Origin of the sequence: Roseomonas sp. BN140053, assembly GCF_047690175.1 — a bacterium.
Classification (GTDB): Bacteria; Pseudomonadota; Alphaproteobacteria; order Acetobacterales; family Acetobacteraceae; genus Roseomonas.
Window position 1 is genome coordinate 317,006 of record NZ_JBLLEB010000001.1, and the last position, 19,732, is coordinate 336,737.

Here is a 19,732-nt window from a genome sequence, read left to right on the forward strand (position 1 = left end):
CGTGGGCTGCCATATAAGGGGCGTTCCCCACCATGTCAGCCCGACCGGACACCCTGCTTTCCCCGTTCGCCTCCGTCCCCGACCTCGCGCCCAAGGCCGCCAAGCTGGCCGAGGCGGTGGGCGGCGATCGCCTGATCGACGTGCTGTTCCACCGGCCCGAGCGCTACGTGGACCGGCGGCGGGTGACCACGCTCGCCCATGCCGTGGACGGCGACATCGCCACCCTGCCCGTCCTGGTCACCGGCGTGTCGGCCCCGGGCAACGTGTCGCGTCCCTGGGTGGTGCGCTGCCTGTGCGAGGGCGAGTCGCTGGAGATCGCGTACTTCCTGCGCGCCCGCTGGGTCGGCCCTTGGCTGGCCCGCTCCTTCCCCGAAGGCGCGGCCCGCACCGTATCCGGCCGGCTGCGCCGCTTCGGCGGCCGCTGGCAGATGGACGCGCCCGACTTCATCAGCCCGCCGGACGAGATCCCGGCGCTGCAGCCGGTCTGGCCGCTGGTGAAGGGCATCACCGGCAAGGACGTGGCGAAAGCGGTGGAGACCGCGCTCGCTGGTCTGGAGGTCATCGCGGAATGGCAGGACCCTGCCCTGCTGCGCCGCCGCCGGTGGCCCGGCTTCGCGGAAGCGCTGCGGCAGCTGCAGGCGCCCGAGGCCCTGCCCGGCCCGGAGGCCAGCGACCGCCTGGCCTATGACGAGCTGCTGGCCGGGCAGCTCGCCATCGGGCTGGTGCGCCGGGCGGTGCAGGAACGGCCGGGGCGCGCCCTGTGCGGCGACGGCTCCCTGCGGGAAAAGGCGCTGGCCGCCTTCGGCTTCGCCCCCACCGCCGGACAGGCCCGCGCCCTGGCCGAGATCGACGCCGACCTCGCCGCCCCGCACCGCATGCTGCGGCTGCTGCAGGGGGATGTCGGTTCCGGCAAGACGCTGGTGGCGCTGCTGGCCATGCTGCGGGCGGTGGAAGCCGGCGCCCAGGCCGCCATCATGGCGCCCACGGAGCTGCTGGCCCGGCAGCACCTGCGGACCTTTCAGCGACTCGCCGGCGCGGCGGGTGCGCAGGTCGAGCTGCTGGCGGGCAGCGTGAAGGGCAAGCAGCGTTCCCGCGTGCTGCTGGGCCTCGCCAGCGGTTCCATCCCGCTGGCCGTGGGCACCCACGCGCTGTTCCAGGAAAAGGTGGCCTTCCGCGACCTCGCCCTGGTGGTGGTGGACGAACAGCACCGCTTCGGCGTGTCGCAGCGGCTCGCCCTGGCGGGCAAGGGCGAGGCGGACATGCTGGTGATGACCGCCACCCCGATCCCCCGCACCCTGCTGCTGACCCAGTGGGGCGAAATGGCGGTGTCCCGGCTCGCGGAACGGCCCGCCGGGCGGAAGCCCATCGTCACCCGCATCGTGTCGCGCGAACGGCGCGAGGAGGTGCTGGCCGCGCTGCGCCGCGCCTTTGACCGCGGCGACCGCGCCTACTGGGTGGTGCGCGCGGTGGAGGAAGGCGAGTTCCACGACAATGCCGCCGCCGAGACCACCTTCGCCGACCTGCGCGAGGTTTTCGGCGACACAGTGCGCCTGGCCCACGGCGCCCAGGCGCTGGACGAGCGCGAAGCGTCGCTGGGCGACTTCGCCGCCGGTCGGGCCAAGCTGCTGGTGGCCACCACGGTGGTCGAGGTGGGCGTGGACGTGCCCGAGGCCACCATCATGATCATCGAGCAGGCCGAGCGCTTTGGCCTCGCCGCCCTGCACCAGCTGCGTGGGCGTGTCGGCCGCGGCGAGGCGCAGTCCTTCTGCCTCCTTCTCCCCTCCGGCGAGCTGACGGAAACCGAGAAGAAGCGCCTTTCCGTGCTGCGCGACACGGAGGACGGCTTCCTGATCGCCGATGCCGACCTGGAGTTCCGCGGCGGCGGCGACGCGCTGGGGACTCGGCAGGCCGGGCAGATCGGCCGGAGGTTTGTGGACCCGCAGCGGCACGGGGGGCTGGTGCGCATGGCGCATCAGGACGCCACCCTGCTGCTGGAAAAGGACCCGCAACTGGACATCACGGCCCGTGGTCGCGCGGCGCGGGAGCTCCTGCCGCTGTTCGGCCATGACCTGACCCTGGGTCCGCTGGGCGCCGGCTAGAGGCAGTTGCGGAGCGTGCCCGGGCCTCCGGAGCGGCGCTTCGCCTTACGTCCTTACTTCCTTACCGGAAGCCGCGCGGACAGGCCCATTTTCAGAGGATAATCCTACAACTTCAAGGGTCTGGCGGTCAAGCCTGGCGGCGTCTGTGACAGATTCGGCGATTTCTGCCACTTCCGGCGTTTCCTGCCACATTTGGCCCTTGCCGCGCACCGGTCGGTGGCTGGTTTGGGGCAGTCTCCGGCCCGCGCGGGGTTGACGCCGCGCCCGGCCCGCCGCATCGGCGGAACACGTCCGGTCGGGAGATGGGTTTTGAAGCAGGCCTTTGCCGTCACGGTAGTGTTCGACCTCCCGCAAGGGATGGAGGTGACGCAGCGCTTCGCCCTGTCGGTGGTGGTGGACACGGACCAGGAACGGGCCGAGGCCCGCGCCGTGCAGAACATCCGCAAGAACGAGCCCACCGCGCGCATCCGCAACGCCCTGGTGGTGCCGATCGACGTGGACAAGATCCAGGCGGAGCTGCGCCGCGGCGCCAACTGAACAGCGGGTAACCTTTGCGGCCAGGGACTTGCGCCGCGACGGGGCAGGCGTAAACCCGCAGCCCGCCAGAAACTGGGGTCCACATCGTTGCTCGGCGACAACAGCGCATTGATCGAGATCGAGCGCCTCACCAAGCTCTTCGGGGCCTTCACCGCGGTGCAGGACGTGTCCTTCACGGTGAACCAGGGCGAGGTGGTCGGCTTCCTGGGCCCCAACGGCGCGGGCAAGTCCACCACCATGAAGATGCTGGCCGGCTTCGTGGCCCCTTCCGCCGGCACCGCCCGCATCCTGGGTGAGGACGTGGTGGACCGCGCCGTGGCCGCCCGGCGCCACCTGGGCTTCCTGCCCGAAGGCGCGCCGACCTATCCGGAAATGACGGTGTCCGCCTTTCTGGCCTTCGTGGCCCGGGTGCGCGGCTTTTCCGGCCGCCAGGTCGGGGAGCGCGTCGCGGAGGCGATGCAGCTGACCACGCTGGAAGGCGTGCGCCTCCAGCCGATCGAGACGCTGAGCAAGGGCTTCAAGCGCCGCGTCGGGCTGGCGCAGGCGCTGCTGCACGACCCGCCGGTGCTGGTACTGGACGAGCCCACGGACGGGCTGGACCCCAACCAGAAGCGCGAGGTGCGCGACCTGCTGGTGCGCATGGCGCCGAGCAAGGCCATCGTGATCTCCACCCACCTGCTGGAAGAAGTGTCGGCCATCTGCACCCGCGCGGTGGTGATCGCCCGCGGCCGCGTGGTGGCGGACGAAACGCCGGCGGCGCTGGCGCGGCGGGGCCCCACCATGGACGCCGTGTTCCGCGACCTGACGCTGACTCCGCTGCTCGGCCCCGAAACCGCGGCGGGGGAAGGCTGATGCGCAACGCCCTGGTGGTGGCGCGGCGGGAACTGGCGGGCTACTTCGCCACCCCCGTCGCCTACGTCTTCATCGTGATCTTCCTGGTGCTGGCGGGCACGCTGACCTTCACGCTGGGCAACTTCTTCGCCCGCGGCACGGCGGACCTGCAGCCCTTCTTCTCCTTCGTGCCCTGGCTGTTCCTGTTCCTGGTGCCGGCGCTGTCCATGCGGCTCTGGGCCGAGGAGCGTCGCCAGGGGACGATCGAGCTGCTGCTGACCCTGCCGATCGCGCAGTGGCAGGCCGTGCTGGGCAAGTTCCTGGCCGCCTGGGCCTTCTGCGCCATCGCGCTGCTGCTGACCTTTCCGCTGGTGATCACCGTCAACATCCTGGGCGACCCGGATAACGGCGTGATCGCGGCGGGCTACCTGGGCTGCCTGCTGGTGGCGGGGGCCTACCTGGCGGTGGGGGCGGCGCTGTCGGCGCTGACCAAGAACCAGGTGATCGCCTTCGTGCTGGCGGTGGCGGTGTGCTTCCTGTTCGCCGCCGCCGGGTCGCCCATCGTGGGCGAGTTCCTGGACCGCAACCTGCCGGCGCTGAGCGAGATCGCCCGCGGCCTGTCGGTCACCGACCGGCTCTCGGCCTTCTCGCGCGGGGTGGTGACCGCCCGCGACCTCGTCTTCTTCGCGACCTTTATCGGCTTCTGGCTCTTCGCGAATGCCGTGGCCGTGGACAACCGCAAGGCCGACTGACCCTTGAGCGACACCACAGCGCCTAGCGCCGCCCCGTCTTCCGGCCGGCCGCCCAAGCGGGCGCCGAGCCGCTTCTGGCTGAGTTTCGGCGCCCTGGTGGCGGCGCTCGCCCTGGCAATCGGGCTGAACCTGGTGGCGGACCGCACCCTGCCCCGGGCCCGGCTGGACCTGACGCAGCAGCGGCTCTTCACCCTCAGCGACGGCACGCGGCAGGTGCTGTCGCGGCTGGCCGACCCGATCACGCTGCGGCTGTTCTATTCCCGCCGCCTGGGCGCCACCGTGCCGGTCTACGGCGCCTATGCCGACCGGGTGTGCGAGATGCTGCAGGAATACGTCGCGCTCTCGGGGGGCAAGCTGCGGCTGGAGGTGCTGGACCCCGAGCCCTTCTCGGAAACCGAGGACCGGGCGCTGGCCTACGGGCTGCAGGGCGTTCCCGTGGATCAGTCCGGCGAGCAGGTGTATTTCGGCCTCGCGGGCGTGAACCTGCTGGATGACGAGCGCACGGTCGCCTTCTTCCAGCCGGAGCGCGAGCGCTTCCTGGAATACGACCTGACCCGGCTGGTCTACGACCTGTCCAGCCCGACGCGGCCGGTGGTGGGCGTGCTGTCCTCCCTGCCGCTGAACGGCGACCCGCGCGCCATGATGATGCGGGTGCCCGGGGCCGGGCAGCCCTTCGCGGCGATGACGCAGCTGCGGCAGTTCTTCACGGTGCGCGACGTGCCGGCCGACGTGCAGGCGGTGGACCCCGCCATCCAGGTGATGCTGGTGGTGCACCCGCAGGGGCTGAACGACAACGCGCTCTACGCCATCGACCAGTTCGTGATGCGCGGCGGCAAGCTGTTCGTGATGACCGACCCGCACAGCGAGGGTCAGGCCAGCCGGCCCGGGCCCAACGGGCAGCCGCCGCAGGACACCGCGTCCAGCCTGAACCGGCTGCTGAACGCCTGGGGGGTCGAGGCGCCGTCCGACAAGGTGGTGCTGGACCTGCGCGGCGCCTGGCGCGTGCGGGCCAGCCCGACCGACCGGGTGCAGGCGGTGGACTACGCGGCGTGGTTCAACCTGCAGGGTGACAGCCTGAACCGTTCCGACGTGGCCAGCGCCGACCTGAACCAGGTGACCCTGGCCTCCGCGGGCGAGCTGCGCCGGCGCGAGGGCGCCACGGTGGAGTTCACCCCGATCCTGACCAGCAGCGAGCGTTCCATGCTGGCGGAGGTGGCGCGGGTGCGGCAGAACCCCGACCCCGCGCGGCTGCTGGCCGAGTTCCGCCCCGACGGGCAGCGCCACGTTCTGATGGCGCGGGTGCGCGGCGAGCTCGCCAGCGCCTTTCCCGACGGACCGCCGCCGGTCGCGGAAGGCACCGAGCGCCCCGCCGACTTCCCCGCCCACCGCGCCCGCACGGAAGGCCCGGCCAACCTGGTGGTGTCGGGCGACGCCGACCTGCTGGAAGACCGCTTCTGGGTGCAGGTGCAGGACTTCTTCGGCCAGCAGGTCGCCACGCCCTTCAGCGACAACGGGTCGCTGCTGAACAACCTGACGGACACGCTGGCCGGCGGCGATGCGCTGATCTCGCTGCGGTCGCGCGGCGAGTCGCTGCGGCCCTTCAACCTGGTGGAGGACATGCGCGCCAATGCCGAAACGCAGTACCGGCAGCGCGAGCGGGAGCTGACGCAGCGGCTGGAGGCCACGGAGCGCCGGCTGCGCGAGCTGCGCCAGGGCGGCGCCGCCACCCCCGGCGCCCCCGAGCGCAACGCCGCCACGGTGATCACCCCCGAGCAGCGCGCCGAGATCGACCGCGCCCGCACGGAGATCGTCAACACGCGCCGCCAGCTGCGCGCCGTGCAGCTGGAGCTGCGCCGCGACATCGAGGGGCTGGAGCGCTGGCTGCGCATCCTCAACATCGTGGCGGTGCCCGTGCTGGTGACGATCCTGGCGATCGCCCTGGCCGTGCTGCGCTCGCGCCGCCGCGCCGCGGCGCGGGCCTGAGAGGGAGCAGGTGGTGAACCGACGCACCCTGGTCGGCCTGGGCGGCGCGGCCGTGGCGGCCGTGGGGGCGGCCGTGCTGCTGACGCCGCGCGAGGCCGCGACGCCCCTGCCCTCCGCCGCGCAGCTGGCCTTTCCGGGGCTGGCGCAGCGCCTGGGCAGTGCCGCCCGGGTCGAGGTGCGGCGCGCCGACGCCACCCTCGCCCTGGTGCGGCAGTCCGGCGATGTCTGGACCCTGCCGGACAAGGCGAACTACCCGGCGCGCGGCGAACGCGTCCGCGAGCTGCTGGTCGGGCTGACCGAGCTGCGGCTGACCGAGCCGCGCACCGCCAACCCGGAGCTGCTGCAGCGCCTGGGGCTGGAGGACCCGGCCCAGCCGGGCGCGACCTCCGCCCTGCTGCGCGTGCTGGACTCCGGCGGCGCGCCGATCCTGGAGCTGGTGACCGGCCGCCGCCGCGTCCGCACCCAGGGCAACCTGCCGGAAAGCATCTACGTGCGCCGCCCGGCGGAGAGTCAGGCCTGGCTGGCGGAGGGGCGGCTGAACATCGACGCCGACCCGCAGCTCTGGATCGACCGCGACGTCGCCAACCTGCCGCGCGACCGCGTGCAGCGGGTCGAGGTGTCGCGCGACGGTGCCACGCTGGCGCTGGCCCGCGCCGGCGACGCCGACGCGCCGCTGCGGCTGGTGACCCCGGCCGATGCGCCGCCCACCGACGACGTGGCCCTGGACGAGATCGGCCGCGCCCTGGAAGTCCTGACCTTCACGGATGTGCGGCGCGAGGCGGATCTGGGCGGCGAGGCGGTGGGGGAGTCGCGCTTCACCCTGACCGACAACCTGTCGGTCACGGCGCGGGTGACGCGGGACAACGAGGCCATCTGGCTGCGGCTGGCGGCGGCGGGCGACGACGAGGCCGCCCGGCTCAATGCCCGCTGGCGCGGCTGGGCCTACCAGGTGGGGGCCTGGAAGGAGAAGGCCTTCGCGCCGCGGCTGGAGGACCTGCGCCGCCAGGAACCGCGGGACCCCGGCGCCGCGCCGGCCGCGCCTTGAGCGGCCGCGAGTACCCGGACCGCCCCTGGGTCGGCATCGGCTGCGTGGTGCTGCGGGGCGAGGAGGTGCTGCTGGTGCGCCGCGGCCGTCCGCCCCTGGCCGGGCAATGGTCGATCCCCGGCGGTGCCCAGGCGCTGGGCGAAACCGCCGAAGCCACCGCACGGCGCGAGCTGCGCGAGGAGGCCGCGGTTGAGGTCGGCCCGCTGCGGCACGCGGTCGCGGTGGACGTGATCGAGCGCGACGCGGAGGACCGCGTGCGCTTCCACTACACGATCCTGGACTTCTGCGCGGACTGGGTTTCGGGCGAGCCGCGCGCCGGGGACGACGCCGCGGAAGCGCGGTTCTTCGCGCCGGCGGAGGTCGAGGCGCTGGAGCTGTGGGGCGAAACGCGCCGGGCCATCGCGGCGGCGCGGGCGCAGCTGCGGCCCTGACGGGGGCGGGGCGAAAAAGCCGGGGGGAAGTATCCCCCCGAACCCCCTTCTATTTTCGGGAGTCTGGGTGCGCCCCTGGCCGATGGCGCTCTTCAACTCCTGAAAAAAGGAGGGGGACTGGGGGAGTTCACTCCCCCGGCCTTCCTGCCTCCCGCGCTCAGCGTCGCGCCAGGGCGTCCCTGATGGCGGCCAGGGTTTCCTCGATCATCCCGGCCTGGACGTCGAGATGCGTGCAGGCGCGGATGCGGCCGCCCAGCATGCTCACCAGGATGCCCTGCATGCGCAGCGCCTGCACCAGCCCGGCCGCGTCCATCCCGGCGCCCGAGGGGTCGAAGTAGACGAGGTTGGTGTCGGGCTCGCCGACCGACACGCCCGGGATCTGCCGCAGGCCGCGCGCCAGGGCCTTGGCGTTGGCGTGGTCCTCCGCCAGCCGCTCGACGTGGTGGTCCAGGGCGTAGGTGCAGGCCGCGGCGCAAACGCCCGCCTGCCGCATCGCGCCGCCCAGACGCTGCTTCCAACGCCAGGCCGTGTCGATGAACTCGGCCGAGCCGGCCAGCACGGCACCCAGCGGCGCGCCCATGCCCTTGGTGAAGTCCAGCCAGGCGCTGTCGAAGCCGGCGCAGATCTCGGCCGCCGGGAGGCCCGCCGCCACGCTGGCGTTCATCAGCCGCGCGCCGTCCATGTGCGTCGCCCAGCCCTGCTCGCGCGCCACGGCCACCACGGCGTCGAGCTGCGCCTGCGGCCACACCGTGCCGCCGCCGATGTTGGCGGTCTGCTCCACCTCCAGCAGGGTCTGCGGCGGGCTGTTGCGGTTGCGCGGGCGGATGGCGGCGCGCAGCGTGTCGGCGTCGAACAGCCCGCCCTCGCCCTTCAGGCCCTGGATCTGCACGCCGCCCAGCGCGCCGTGGGCGCCGCCCTCGCTGGTCAGGATGTGTGCCGTCTCGTGCGCCAGGATCTCGTCGCCGGGGCGGGTGTGCACCAGCGTGGCGATGACGTTGCACATGGTGCCCGAGGGCAGGAACACCGCCGCTGGCTTGCCCAGCAGCGCCGCCATGCGGTCGCAGAGCGTGTTGATGCTGGGATCGTCGCCGGATTGGTCGTCGCCGACCTCCGCCCGCAGCATGGCCTCGCGCATTCCGGGGGTCGGGCGGGTCTGGGTGTCGGAGTAGAGGTTGATGCGGACGGGACGCGCGCCCTCGGGCGGGCGGGCGGGGGCATGGACCATGCGTACGGTCTCCAGCGTGAGTGCGGCGCTTGATGCCAGGGTGAGCCGCTGCTGGATAGCCGGGGACGGCGAACTGCGTTTCCCGAAAACGCGAACGGCTCAGCGCCGCTGCGGGCGGAACCGCCGCGACGACGCGGTCAGCTGGCGGGCTGCGGGGCCGGGGCTGCCGGTGCCGTGCCGTTGCGGCCGTAGAGCGCCATGGCGCGGCGTTCGAAGGCGCGGACCATCAGGCGCACGGCCTCGTTGAACACGGTGCCGATCACCGCCTGCAGCAGGCGCGACTTGAACTCGAAGTCCACGAAGAACTCCAGCGCCGTGCCGTCCGGCGCCGGGCGGAAGTGCCACTGGTTGTTCAGGTAACGGAACGGGCCCGTCAGGTATTCCACCTGGACGTGCTGCGGCCGGTCCAGGGTGACGCGGGACCGGAAGGTTTCGCGGAACATCTTGAACCCGATGGTCAGGTCCGCGATCAGCTCCTTCTCCGTCTGCGACACCACGCGGGCGCCGACGCACCAGGGCAGGAATTCCGGGTAGCGCCGGACATCGGCCACCAGGTCGAACATCTGCTCCGGCGTGTACCGGAGCAGCTTCTTCTCGGCATGGGTCGGCATCAGCTGGGCTGCACGCTGCCGCTTGCGGTAAGCACGCTGCCGCTGGCGGTCAGCTCGCTGCCGCGTGCGGCCAGCTTGGCATTGCGGGCGTCGCGCAGCGCCGCAAAGTCGCGGTCCGCATGGTAGGATGAGCGGGTCAGCGGCGTGGCCGAGACCAGCAGGAAGCCCTTGGATCGCGCCATGGCGGCGTAGTCGGCGAATTCCGCCGGTTCCACGAAGCGGACTACCGCCGCGTGCTTCACCGTGGGCTGCAGGTACTGGCCGATGGTCAGGAAATCGATGTCGGCGGAGCGCATGTCGTCCATGACCTGCAGAACCTCGATGCGCTCCTCGCCCAGCCCGACCATCACGCCGGACTTGGTGAAGATGGAAGGGTCCAGTTCCTTGACGCGGTCGAGCAGCCGCAGCGAGTGGAAATAGCGCGCACCCGGCCGGATGTTCGGGTACAGCTTCGGCACGGTTTCCAGGTTGTGGTTAAACACGTCCGGCCGCGCTTCCACCACCACCTCCAGGGCGCCGGGCTTGCGCAGGAAGTCGGGGGTCAGGATCTCGATCGTGGTGTCCGGCGCCGCGGCGCGGATGGCCCGGATCGTGTGCGCGAAATGCGCTGCCCCGCCGTCGCGCAGGTCGTCGCGGTCCACCGAGGTGATCACGACGTGCCGCAGGCCGAGCTTGGCCACGGCCTCCGCGACCCGGCGCGGCTCGTCCGCATCCAGCGCCTTGGGCATGCCGGTGGTGATGTTGCAGAAGGAACAGGCGCGTGTGCAGATCTCGCCCATGATCATCATAGTGGCGTGACGCTGCGACCAGCATTCCCCGATGTTGGGGCAGGCCGCTTCCTCGCACACCGTGACCAGGCGGTTGTCGCGCATCAGCGCCCGGGTCTCGTGGTAGATCGGGTGCGTCGGCGCCTTGACCCGAATCCAGTCGGGCTTGCGTTTGATGGGATTGTCCGGCCGGTGCGCCTTCTCGGGGTGGCGCAAGGCCGGCCGTGCCTCGGCCTGGATCGTGCCGGAGGCCACGCCTTCGGGCGCGAAGAGGCCGCCCGGGGAGGCCGGCGCCGCGACGCCGGCAAGGTCTGGACCCACGGCGCCGCCGGCGCGGTGATCCACCAGAATACGGTTTCCCATGCCCCTAGATGTGGATCACCCTGCCATAGGCATCAAGAACCGCCTCGTGCATGGCCTCGGACACGGTCGGGTGCGGAAACACCGTGTGCATCAGCTCGGCCTCGGTGGATTCCAGGGTGCGGGCGATGGTGTAGCCCTGGATCATCTCCGTGACCTCGGGGCCGGCCATGTGGGCGCCCAGCAGCTCGCCCGTCTTGGCGTCGAACACGGTCTTCACCATGCCCTCGGGCTCGCCCATGGCGATGGCCTTGCCGTTGCCGATGAAGGGGAAGCGTCCGATCTTGACCTCGTGCCCGGCAGCCTTGGCCTTGGCCTCGGTCAGGCCGACGGAGGCGACCTGCGGGCGGCAATAGGTGCAGCCCGGGATGTTGCCGATGTCCATGGGGTGCGGGTGCAGCCCGGCGATGGCCTCGACGCAGATCACCCCCTCGTGGCTCGCCTTGTGGGCCAGCCAGGGGGCGCCGGTCAGGTCGCCGATGGCGTAGACGCCCGGCTCGCCGGTGCGGCCGTACTCGTCGGTCAGCACGTGGGTGCGTTCGACCTTCACCTTGGTGCCTTCCAGGCCGAGGTCCTCGACATTGCCGACGATGCCCACCGCGGAGATCAGGCGCTCGGCGGTGACCTCCTGGACCTTGCCGCCGACCTCGATCGTGGCGGTGACGCTGTCGGCGGATTTGCGGACGCTCTGCACCTTGGCGCCGACCAGCACGGTCATGCCCTGCTTCTCGAAGCTCTTGCGGGCGAAGGCCGAGATTTCCTCGTCCTCCACCGGCAGCACGCGGTCCAGCGCCTCCACGATGGTCACCTTGGCGCCCATGTTCAGGTAGAAGGAGGCGAACTCCGCGCCGATGGCGCCGGAGCCGATCACGATCAGCGACTTGGGCATGGCGTCGGGCACCATCGCCTCGCGGTAGCTCCAGATCAGCTTGCCGTCCGGCTCCATGCCCGGCAGCACCCGGGCGCGGGCGCCAGTGGCCAGGATGATGTTCTTGGCTTCCAGCTCGGCCACCGGCTTGCCGTCCTTGGCCACCGCCAGCTTGCCGGGGCCGGCCAGCTTCGCGTGGCCGTCGAACACGGTGACCTTGTTCTTGCGCAGCAGGTGCTTCACGCCGCCCGAAAGCTGTCCGGCCACGGCGCGGGAGCGCTTCACCACCTTGGCCGCGTCGAAGCGCACGTTGTCGGCGGCGAAGCCGTAGGCGTCCAGCGTGTGCAGCAGGTGGTTGATCTCGCTGGCCCGCAGCAGCGCCTTGGTGGGGATACAGCCCCAGTTCAGGCAGATGCCGCCCAGGTTCTCGCGCTCCACCAGCGCGACCTTCATCTTCAGCTGCGCGGCGCGGATTGCGGCCACGTAGCCGCCGGGGCCACCGCCCACCACCACCAGGTCGAACTGCTCGGCCATGCTGCCTTCCTCCGTTTCGCTCAATTCGCCGCGCCCGCCCGCACGGGGCCCGGCCGCGCTGCCCGGATACGGGCCGCAAACTCCACCAGCGCCCAGGCCGCCGCGATCGACAGCCCCAAGGCGAGAGATAGGTTGTAACGCTCCTGGTTCACCGAAGCCCCGGCATGCACCAGCAGCATGATCCAGGACGGCGCCGCGAAGAGCAGCAGCAGCCCCAGCCGCCCGGCACGCCGCGCCGCCAGCAGCCCGAAGGGCAGCAGCACCAGCATCGCCAGCGCCCAGTAGCGCCCGACCCAGAGGCCGCGCCAGGCCAGCGACACCGTGGCCATGGCGTAGCCCAGCGGTGCCCGCGCCAGTTCCGCCCGCAGGATCGCCGGCAGCCGGTCGTCCAGGCTGCCCGGCTGCGCCAGGGCGGCGTGCCGGTCCTGCTGGCCCTGGTCGTAGAAGGAGCCGGCGCGGTTCCAGTCCAGCCGGTGCACCGTCTCGGCGCCGAAGACCCGCTCCGCCCAGGCGTCGCCGAAATCCGGCAGCCAGTACAGGAAGGAGGCGCCGAACTCGCGCGGCGTCATCGCGTCGAAGGCGAGGCGTTCCACGAGCACGGCGGGGCCGTAGCCGGCGGTCAGGGCGAAGCGCCCCAGCACCAGCTCGTTGTGCGCCGCCCAGGGCAGCGTCACCGCCGCCAGCGCCGCGGCGCCCAGCAGCAGCCCTTGCCAGCGGCGGCGCCGCTGTTCCCGCGGCGCCCGCAGGGCTGCCAGCGCCAGCGCGGCCAGCAACAGGGGCGCCAGCACGCCGTGACTCGGACGGGTGAGCAACAGCAGGCCGAAGGCCGCGCCGGTGAGCGCCGCGTCGCGGCGGCGGCCGTCCTGCCACACCGCCAGGAAGCCGAGCGCGCTGGCGGCGAAGAGGAACAGCCCCAGGCTTTCCGTCATCGCCAGTCCCAGCAGCCGCGCATAGGACAGCATGGTCAGCAGCCCGATCGCCGTGGCGGTCGCGGCCACTGCGAGCCGGCCCGCCGCGACCCGCCGCGCCGCCAGGAACAGCAGACCCAGCGCGCCCGCCACCAGCAGCATGTTCACCGGCAGCACGAGGCCGCGATAGGGCGGGCATCGCTGCGACACGTCGCTGGTCGGCAGGTGGCGGACGGTGCAGGCGGCGGCGTCGCGCAGGGCCGGGTCCAGCGCCATCACCCCGGCCAGCAGGGCGGGATAGCCGGGCCCTAGGAACATGCCGGGCGGCGGCACCGCGGTGGCACTGTCCACCCGGTCGAAGAAGCCGTCCGAATACACGCCGTGGTGCAGCAGGTCCCAGGCGACGCTGGCATAGAAGTACTGGTCGCCGTAGCCGAGGTCGCGCGGCCGCTCGCGCCACCCCGCCGCTAGCAGCAGCGCGAAGCAGGCGACGAAGGCCAGCAGCGCGTGGCGCGCCGGATAGCCTCCGGGGGCGACGGCCTTTCCCGGCCGCGCCGGTTCGGCGCTGACACCCGCCACGGCGAGGCTAGGCGGCACGGGGCCGGACCGCCCTGCCCGGCCGCCACGGCGCGCGCGGCGGAACCGGGCAGCGCGGGGTCGCGCCCCCGGTGTCCGTCACAGCAACAGGCTCAGCGGGTCCTCGACCGTCTTCTTGAAGGAGGCCAGCCATTCCGCCCCCAGCGCGCCGTCGATCACGCGATGATCTACGCTGAGCGTGCAGGTCATCACCGTGGCCACGGCCAGGGCGCCGTTCTTGACCACCGCGCGCTGCTCGCCGGCGCCCACGGCCAGGATGCCGGCCTGCGGCGGGTTGATGATGGCCGCGAAGTTGCTGACCCCGAACATCCCCATGTTGGAGATGGAGAAGCCGCCGCCCTGGAACTCCTCGGGCTTCAGCTTGCCGGCCTTGGCGCGGGCGGCGAGGTCCTTCATCTCGTTGGAGATGGTGGCCAGGCCCTTGCGGTCGGCGCCCTTCACGATGGGGGTGATCAGCCCGTCGGGGATGCTGACTGCAACGGAGATGTCGACGTCGTGCAGCTGCAGGATGGCGTCGTCGGTCCAGATGGCGTTGACGTTGGGGAACTTCCGCAGCGTCGCGGCGGCCGCCTTGATGACGAGGTCGTTGACCGAGAGCTTGTAGGCGCCCGGCCCGTCCTTGGGCGAGCGGGCGTTGAGGTCGGCCCGCAGCTTCAGCAGCGCGTCGATCTCGATGTCCATCGAGACGTAGAAATGCGGCACGTGCTGCTTGGATTCCGACAGCCGGCGCGCGATCACCTTGCGCATCGAGCTGTTCGGCACCGCCGTGTGCGGCATGGTGATCGTCGGCGCGGCGGGCTTGGGCGCGGGTGCCGGCGCGGCCGCGGGAGCCGGGGCCGGGGCAGCGGCAGCGGGCTGCGCCGGGGCGGCGGCCTGCTTGGGCTTGCTGGCGCCGGAAGCGGCCGCCTCCACGTCGGCCTTCACGATGCGGCCGTTGGGGCCGGAGCCCTGCACGGCGCTGAGGTCCAGCCCGGCCTGCTGCGCCATGCGGCGCGCCAGCGGCGAGGCGAAGACCCGCCCGCCGGATGCGTCGTGGCCGTTGGACGCGGGGGCCGGGGCGGCGCCGCCGGACGCCTTGGGCGGGAGGTCAGGCACCACGGGCTGTTCCGCGGCGCCGGCCACCTTGCCGCCGGCGTCCTTGATCGCTTCCAGCGCGGGCGAGCCGGAGGGCGAGGGCGCCGGCGCTTCGGCCTTCTGGGTGCTGCCGCCGGAGGCGCCGTTGCCGCCGGCAGCGCCGGAGGCACCAGCGGCGCCGGACGGCACGGCCTCGCCGCTCTCCACCAGCACGCCGATCGGCGCGTTGACCTTCACCCCTTCCGAGCCGTCGGGCACCAGGATCTTGCCGAGGATGCCCTCGTCCACCGCCTCGACCTCCATGGTGGCCTTGTCGGTCTCGATCTCGGCCAGGATGTCGCCGGACTTGACGGTGTCGCCCTCCTTCTTGAGCCAGCGGGCCAGCGTCCCTTCCGTCATGGTCGGGGACAGGGCGGGCATCAGGATGTTGGTGGCCATGCTCCGGTGCCCCTTACTTCTTGTAGGACACGGACTTGGCTGCCTCGACCACCTGCGCCACCGTGGGCAGCGCCAGCTTCTCGAGGTTGGCGGCGTAGGGCATCGGCACGTCCACGCCGCAGACCCGCGTCGGCGGTGCGTCGAGGTGGTCGAAGGCCTCCTCGATCACCCGCATCGCCACCTCGGTGCCGATGTTGGCGTAGGGCCAACCTTCCTCCACCGTCACCAGGCGGTTGGTTTTCTTGACCGAGTTCACCACCGTCGCCGTGTCCAGCGGCCGCAGCGAGCGCAGGTTGATCACCTCCGCCTCGATGCCCTGCCCCGCCAGTTCCTCGGCCGCCTGCATCGCGAGGCCGACCATGATGGAGTAGCTGACGATGGTGACGTGCTTGCCCTCACGCTCCACCTTGGCCTTGCCGATGGGCAGCACGAAGTCTTCCGCCGTGGGGCATTCGAAGGTCTGCCCGTAGAGGATCTCGTTCTCCAGGAAGATCACCGGGTTGGGATCGCGGATCGCGGCGCGCAGCAGGCCCTTGGCATCGGCCGCGGACCAGGGCGCCACCACCGTCAGGCCCGGCACGTGGGCGTACCAGGAGCTGTAGTCCTGGCTGTGCTGCGCCGCGACGCGGGAGGCCGCGCCGTTGGGACCGCGGAACACGATGGGCGAGCCGAGCTGGCCGCCGGACATGTAGCGGGTCTTGGCCGCCGAGTTGATGATCTGGTCGATCGCCTGCATGGCGAAGTTGAAGGTCATGAACTCGACGATGGGCTTGAGCCCGTTCATCGCCGCGCCCACGGCCATGCCGGTGAAGCCGTGCTCGGTGATCGGGGTATCGATCACGCGGCGCGGGCCGAACTCGTCCAGCAGGCCCTGGCTGATCTTGTAGGCGCCCTGGTACTGGGCGACCTCCTCGCCCATCAGGAAGACGCGATCGTCGGCGCGCATCTCCATGGCCATGGCGTCGCGCAGCGCTTCACGCACGGTGACCGGCTTGGTCGGGCCCCAGTCCTTTTCCGGCGCCGCCTGCTGGCCCTGCGCGCTGCCCGCCGTACCGGACTGCTCGCGCTGCGCCGTGCCCTTGTCGGCGACCTTGTTATGGTCTTCCGCATCCCTGGCGACCTGCGCCACCGGACCGCCCTGCTGCGTGGCATTGGATTCCGGCTGCGTCGGCGCGGCGGGCTTGGCCCCCTGCTGCTGCGGCGCGGTGGCGGTGTCCCCGGGGGTGGCGGCCTTGCCGCCCTCGCCGCCGTCCAGCTCGGCGATCGGGGCGTTCACCGACACGCCCTCGGTGCCTTCCGGCACCAGGATGCGGGTGATCTTGCCCTCGTCGACCGCCTCGACCTCCATGGTGGCCTTGTCGGTCTCGATCTCGGCGAGCACGTCGCCGGACTTCACCTCGTCGCCTTCCTTTTTCAGCCAGCGGCTGAGCTTGCCCTCCGTCATGGTGGGGGACAGGGCAGGCATCAACACCGTCACGCCCATATCACTCGGCCTCCGCCAGCACGTCGGTAAACAGTTCGGATTCGTCGGGTTCGGGCGAGGTTTGCGCGAACTCGGCCGCGTCGGCCACGATCGCCTTCACCTCGTCGTCGATGGTCTTGAGGTCCGCCTCGGCCAGGCCGGCTTCCAGCAGCTGCTTGCGCGCGGTTTCGATGCAGTCGCTGGTTTCGCGCATCTTCTGCACCTCCTCCCGCGTCCGGTACTTGGCCGGGTCGGACATGGAGTGGCCGCGGTAGCGGTAGGTCTGCACTTCCAGCAGGTACGGGCCCTTGCCGTCGCGGCAATGCGCCACGGCGCGCTCGCCGGCCTCGCGCACCGCCAGCACGTCCTGGCCGTTCACCTGCTCGCCCGGGATGCCCCAGGGCGCGCCGTTCTTGCTCAGGTCCTTGGAGGCCGAGCCGCGCTCGACGCTGGTGCCCATCGAGTACTTGTTGTTCTCGATGATGAACACGACCGGCAGCTTGAGCAGGGCGGCGAGGTTGAAGCTCTCGTAGACCTGGCCCTGGTTGGACGCGCCCTCGCCGAAATAGGTCATGGAGACGCTGCCGTCCTGCCGGTACCAGTTCGCGAAGGCGAGGCCGGTGCCGAGGCTCACCTGCGCGCCGACGATGCCGTGGCCGCCGTAGAAGCCCTTCTCGCGGCTGAACATGTGCATGGAGCCGCCCTTGCCCTTGGAGTAGCCCCCGGCGCGGCCGGTCAGCTCCGCCATCACGCCGCGCGCTTCCATGCCGGTGGCCAGCATGTGCCCGTGGTCGCGATAGGAGGTGATGACCTGGTCACCCTCCCGCAGGCACATCTGCAGGCCGACCACCACGGCCTCCTGCCCGATGTAGAGGTGGCAGAAGCCGCCGATCAGGCCCATGCCGTAGAGTTGGCCGGCCTTTTCCTCGAAACGGCGGATGAGGAGCATGTCGCGGTAGGCGCGCTTCAACTCATCCGGCGAGGCTGCGGGTGCCGTGGACTTGCCGCGACGCTTGGTGGCCGTGTCGACGCCCTGGATCATTAGGGTGCTCCCGCTCAGTATCCGGACCGCCCCTTGGCGGGGCACTCGCTGGGCAGATACGCGGGCAAGGTAGCCGGTGCAAGGCGACGACCCGCAGAAGCACCGTCATAAGTCATTGATGTTGCAGTGCAGTATAGCGATTAACCAAATCGAGGTTAAGCCTGTTGCTGGTGGCGGACAGGGGTGTGGACGCAATCAGCTGCCAGTCCTGCAGGTCGGGAAGCTCCCGAGGTCAGCACTGAACCGGACCAGCGAGCGTCGGTTTTCGGGAAAATGTATTCGGGTCGCACTAGATGCGACATCGGGCCCTACCGTTCGGCGTGGCGACCACACGGGATTCAGCTTCCCTGAGCCGGTAGGAGCAGCCTTTCCCGGCGGCCCTTTTCGGCGCCGTCAGTACAGGCGGTTGGACGGCCCGTAGGGCACGATGATCTCGTCGCGTGCCACGACGTTCAGCAGGGCGCGGGCCCGCTCTTCCAGCATGTCGCGGTCGAGATGGTCGTTGCGCAGGCCGACCACCTTGCGCTCCATGGCGTCGCGCTCCGCCTCGGCGGAGGCCAGTTCGGTCCTGGCGGCCGAGATCTCGGCCAGCCGGGCTTCCCGCGCCTCGGTGCCGCGCGATCCCCCGATCGCGTGGTGGGCGAAGTAACCGCAGATGCCCAGAAAGACGACGGGCAACACTGCCGCCTGCAAACGGCGTTTCATTTCGCGAAGCATGGTGTTTCGCCCCCCCGAGCGAAAGGGCAATTGCCCCTGCCGCAGCAGACACGCTGCCGTGAGGGCGTGCAAGGGATTCGCACAGTGCACAGTGATTTCGCGGGGCACTGTGGCAGGAAGGCCCGGCGGAGGGCGACGAGGCCGCCCGCCGAGCCAGGGCATCACGCCTTGGGCAGGATCGTCCGGCCGGCATAGCGCGCGGCGGCGCCCAGCTCCTGCTCGATCCGGATCAGCTGGTTGTACTTCGCCAGCCGGTCCGAGCGGGACAGCGAGCCCGTCTTGATCTGCCCGCAGTTGGTGGCCACCGCGAGGTCGGCGATGGTGGCGTCCTCGGTTTCGCCGGAGCGGTGCGACATCACGGCCTTGTAGCCGGCGCGGTGCGCGATCTCGACCGCTTCCAGCGTTTCCGACAGCGTGCCGATCTGGTTCACCTTGACCAGGATCGCGTTGCCGACGCCGCGCTCGATGCCCAGGCGCAGGCGCTCGGGGTTGGTGACGAAGAGGTCGTCGCCCACCAGCTGCACCTTGCCGCCCAGCCGGTCGGTGAGCAGCTTCCAGCCCTCCCAGTCGTCCTCCGAGCAGCCATCCTCGATGGAAACGATGGGCCACTTGCCGCACAGGTCGGCCAGGTAGTCCACCATGCCGCCGGGCTCCAGCGTCTTGCCTTCGCCTTCCATGGCGTAGCGGCCACCGCGGAAGAACTCGGTGGCGGCGCAGTCCAGAGCGAAGACCACGTCCTCGCCGGGTCGGTAGCCGGCGCCCTCGCAGGCGCGGGCGATGAAGCTCAGCGCCTCGTCGGCGGAGCTGAGGTTGGGCGCGAAGCCGCCCTCGTCGCCGACATTGGTGTTGTGGTGCGCGTCGTGCAGCGCGCGCTTGAGGCCGGCGAAGATCTCGGAGCCCATGCGGACCGCGTCGGCCATCGTGCCGGCGGCCACCGGCATCACCATGAATTCCTGGATGTCGATCGGGTTGTCGGCGTGCTGGCCGCCGTTGATGATGTTCATCATCGGCACCGGTAGGGTGCGGGCGAAGGCGCCGCCGACGTAGCGGTACAGCGGCATGCCGAGATCGGTCGCCGCCGCCTTGGCCACCGCCAGGCTGACGGCCAGGATGGCGTTGGCGCCCAGGCGGCCCTTGTTGGGCGTGCCGTCCAGCTCGATCATCGCCTCGTCGATGCGGACCTGCTCCGAGGCTTCCAGGCCGGACAGGGCGTCGAAGATCTCGCCTTCCACGTTGGCGATCGCCTTGAGCACGCCCTTGCCGCCGTAGCGCGCCTTGTCGCCGTCGCGCAGCTCCACCGCCTCGTGCGCGCCGGTGGAAGCGCCGGAGGGCACCATGGCGCGGCCGCCGGCGCCGCTGTCCAGCAGCACCTCCACCTCCACGGTCGGATTGCCGCGCGAGTCGAGGACTTCGCGGGCGATGATGTCGGCGATGGCGGCCATGGTCTGAGT

The 19,732-nt window shown here is 71.3% G+C and carries 17 protein-coding genes; 7 read left to right on the top strand and 10 right to left on the bottom strand.

Annotated elements, in window-relative coordinates:
* The first annotated feature begins 32 nt into the window (after window positions 1-32).
* From recG to ACLIBK_RS01540, 7 genes are all read left to right on the top strand, one after another.
* Complete coding sequence (gene recG, locus ACLIBK_RS01510) at window positions 33-2,099, top strand: ATP-dependent DNA helicase RecG (protein ID WP_415385430.1); 2,067 nt, start codon at window positions 33-35, stop codon at window positions 2,097-2,099.
* A gap of 309 nt (window positions 2,100-2,408) precedes the next feature.
* Entirely contained in the window at window positions 2,409-2,636 is a 228-nt protein-coding gene (locus tag ACLIBK_RS01515) for a hypothetical protein (protein ID WP_415385431.1), read from the top strand.
* A gap of 87 nt (window positions 2,637-2,723) precedes the next feature.
* Window positions 2,724-3,488 carry an ABC transporter ATP-binding protein gene (locus tag ACLIBK_RS01520; protein WP_415385432.1) on the top strand — a complete coding sequence of 255 codons (765 nt, stop codon included), beginning with the start codon at window positions 2,724-2,726 and terminating at the stop codon, window positions 3,486-3,488.
* Window positions 3,488-4,219 carry an ABC transporter permease subunit gene (locus ACLIBK_RS01525; protein ID WP_415385433.1) on the top strand — a complete coding sequence of 244 codons (732 nt, stop codon included), beginning with the start codon at window positions 3,488-3,490 and terminating at the stop codon, window positions 4,217-4,219. The genes ACLIBK_RS01520 and ACLIBK_RS01525 overlap by 1 nt, the downstream gene beginning before the upstream one ends.
* A 3-nt stretch (window positions 4,220-4,222) precedes the next feature.
* Window positions 4,223-6,202 carry a GldG family protein gene (locus ACLIBK_RS01530; protein ID WP_415385434.1) on the top strand — a complete coding sequence of 660 codons (1,980 nt, stop codon included), beginning with the start codon at window positions 4,223-4,225 and terminating at the stop codon, window positions 6,200-6,202.
* Window positions 6,203-6,215: 13 nt separating this feature from the next.
* Window positions 6,216-7,247 (top strand): DUF4340 domain-containing protein, encoded by a 1,032-nt coding sequence (locus ACLIBK_RS01535; protein WP_415385435.1) that lies wholly within the window; start codon window positions 6,216-6,218, stop codon window positions 7,245-7,247.
* A complete protein-coding gene (locus ACLIBK_RS01540) occupies window positions 7,244-7,678 on the top strand; it encodes an NUDIX hydrolase (RefSeq protein ID WP_415385436.1) in 435 nt (144 codons plus the stop codon). The genes ACLIBK_RS01535 and ACLIBK_RS01540 overlap by 4 nt, the downstream gene beginning before the upstream one ends.
* 157 nt (window positions 7,679-7,835) lie before the next feature.
* Here ACLIBK_RS01540 and ACLIBK_RS01545 read toward each other — a convergent pair whose 3' ends face one another.
* From ACLIBK_RS01545 to eno, 10 genes are all read right to left on the bottom strand, one after another.
* A complete protein-coding gene (locus tag ACLIBK_RS01545) occupies window positions 7,836-8,903 on the bottom strand; it encodes a threonine aldolase family protein (protein ID WP_415385437.1) in 1,068 nt (355 codons plus the stop codon).
* A gap of 137 nt (window positions 8,904-9,040) precedes the next feature.
* The gene (locus ACLIBK_RS01550; protein WP_415385438.1) at window positions 9,041-9,514 is read right to left on the bottom strand and encodes a type II toxin-antitoxin system RatA family toxin; all 474 of its coding nucleotides are present in this window, start codon (window positions 9,512-9,514) and stop codon (window positions 9,041-9,043) included.
* Window positions 9,514-10,644 (bottom strand): lipoyl synthase, encoded by a 1,131-nt coding sequence (gene lipA / locus ACLIBK_RS01555; RefSeq protein ID WP_415385439.1) that lies wholly within the window; start codon window positions 10,642-10,644, stop codon window positions 9,514-9,516. Before lipA ends, ACLIBK_RS01550 begins: the two co-directional genes overlap by 1 nt.
* A gap of 4 nt (window positions 10,645-10,648) precedes the next feature.
* The gene (lpdA, locus tag ACLIBK_RS01560; protein WP_415385440.1) at window positions 10,649-12,043 is read right to left on the bottom strand and encodes a dihydrolipoyl dehydrogenase; all 1,395 of its coding nucleotides are present in this window, start codon (window positions 12,041-12,043) and stop codon (window positions 10,649-10,651) included.
* A 20-nt stretch (window positions 12,044-12,063) separates the two neighbouring features.
* On the bottom strand, window positions 12,064-13,548 hold the full coding sequence (locus tag ACLIBK_RS01565; protein ID WP_415385441.1) for a hypothetical protein: 1,485 nt from the start codon (window positions 13,546-13,548) through the stop codon (window positions 12,064-12,066).
* 78 nt (window positions 13,549-13,626) lie between these two features.
* Window positions 13,627-15,060 carry a pyruvate dehydrogenase complex dihydrolipoamide acetyltransferase gene (locus ACLIBK_RS01570; protein WP_415385442.1) on the bottom strand — a complete coding sequence of 478 codons (1,434 nt, stop codon included), beginning with the start codon at window positions 15,058-15,060 and terminating at the stop codon, window positions 13,627-13,629.
* A gap of 13 nt (window positions 15,061-15,073) precedes the next feature.
* A complete protein-coding gene (locus ACLIBK_RS01575) occupies window positions 15,074-16,543 on the bottom strand; it encodes a pyruvate dehydrogenase complex E1 component subunit beta (protein ID WP_415385443.1) in 1,470 nt (489 codons plus the stop codon).
* A 1-nt stretch (window position 16,544) separates the two neighbouring features.
* Window positions 16,545-17,564, bottom strand: coding sequence for a pyruvate dehydrogenase (acetyl-transferring) E1 component subunit alpha (pdhA, locus tag ACLIBK_RS01580; protein ID WP_415385444.1), 1,020 nt, complete (start codon window positions 17,562-17,564; stop codon window positions 16,545-16,547).
* Between the two features lie 393 nt (window positions 17,565-17,957).
* Window positions 17,958-18,245 (bottom strand): FtsB family cell division protein, encoded by a 288-nt coding sequence (locus tag ACLIBK_RS01585; protein WP_415385565.1) that lies wholly within the window; start codon window positions 18,243-18,245, stop codon window positions 17,958-17,960.
* A gap of 197 nt (window positions 18,246-18,442) precedes the next feature.
* Window positions 18,443-19,723, bottom strand: coding sequence for a phosphopyruvate hydratase (gene eno / locus ACLIBK_RS01590; RefSeq protein ID WP_415385445.1), 1,281 nt, complete (start codon window positions 19,721-19,723; stop codon window positions 18,443-18,445).
* Between the last annotated feature and the right edge of the window lie 9 nt (window positions 19,724-19,732).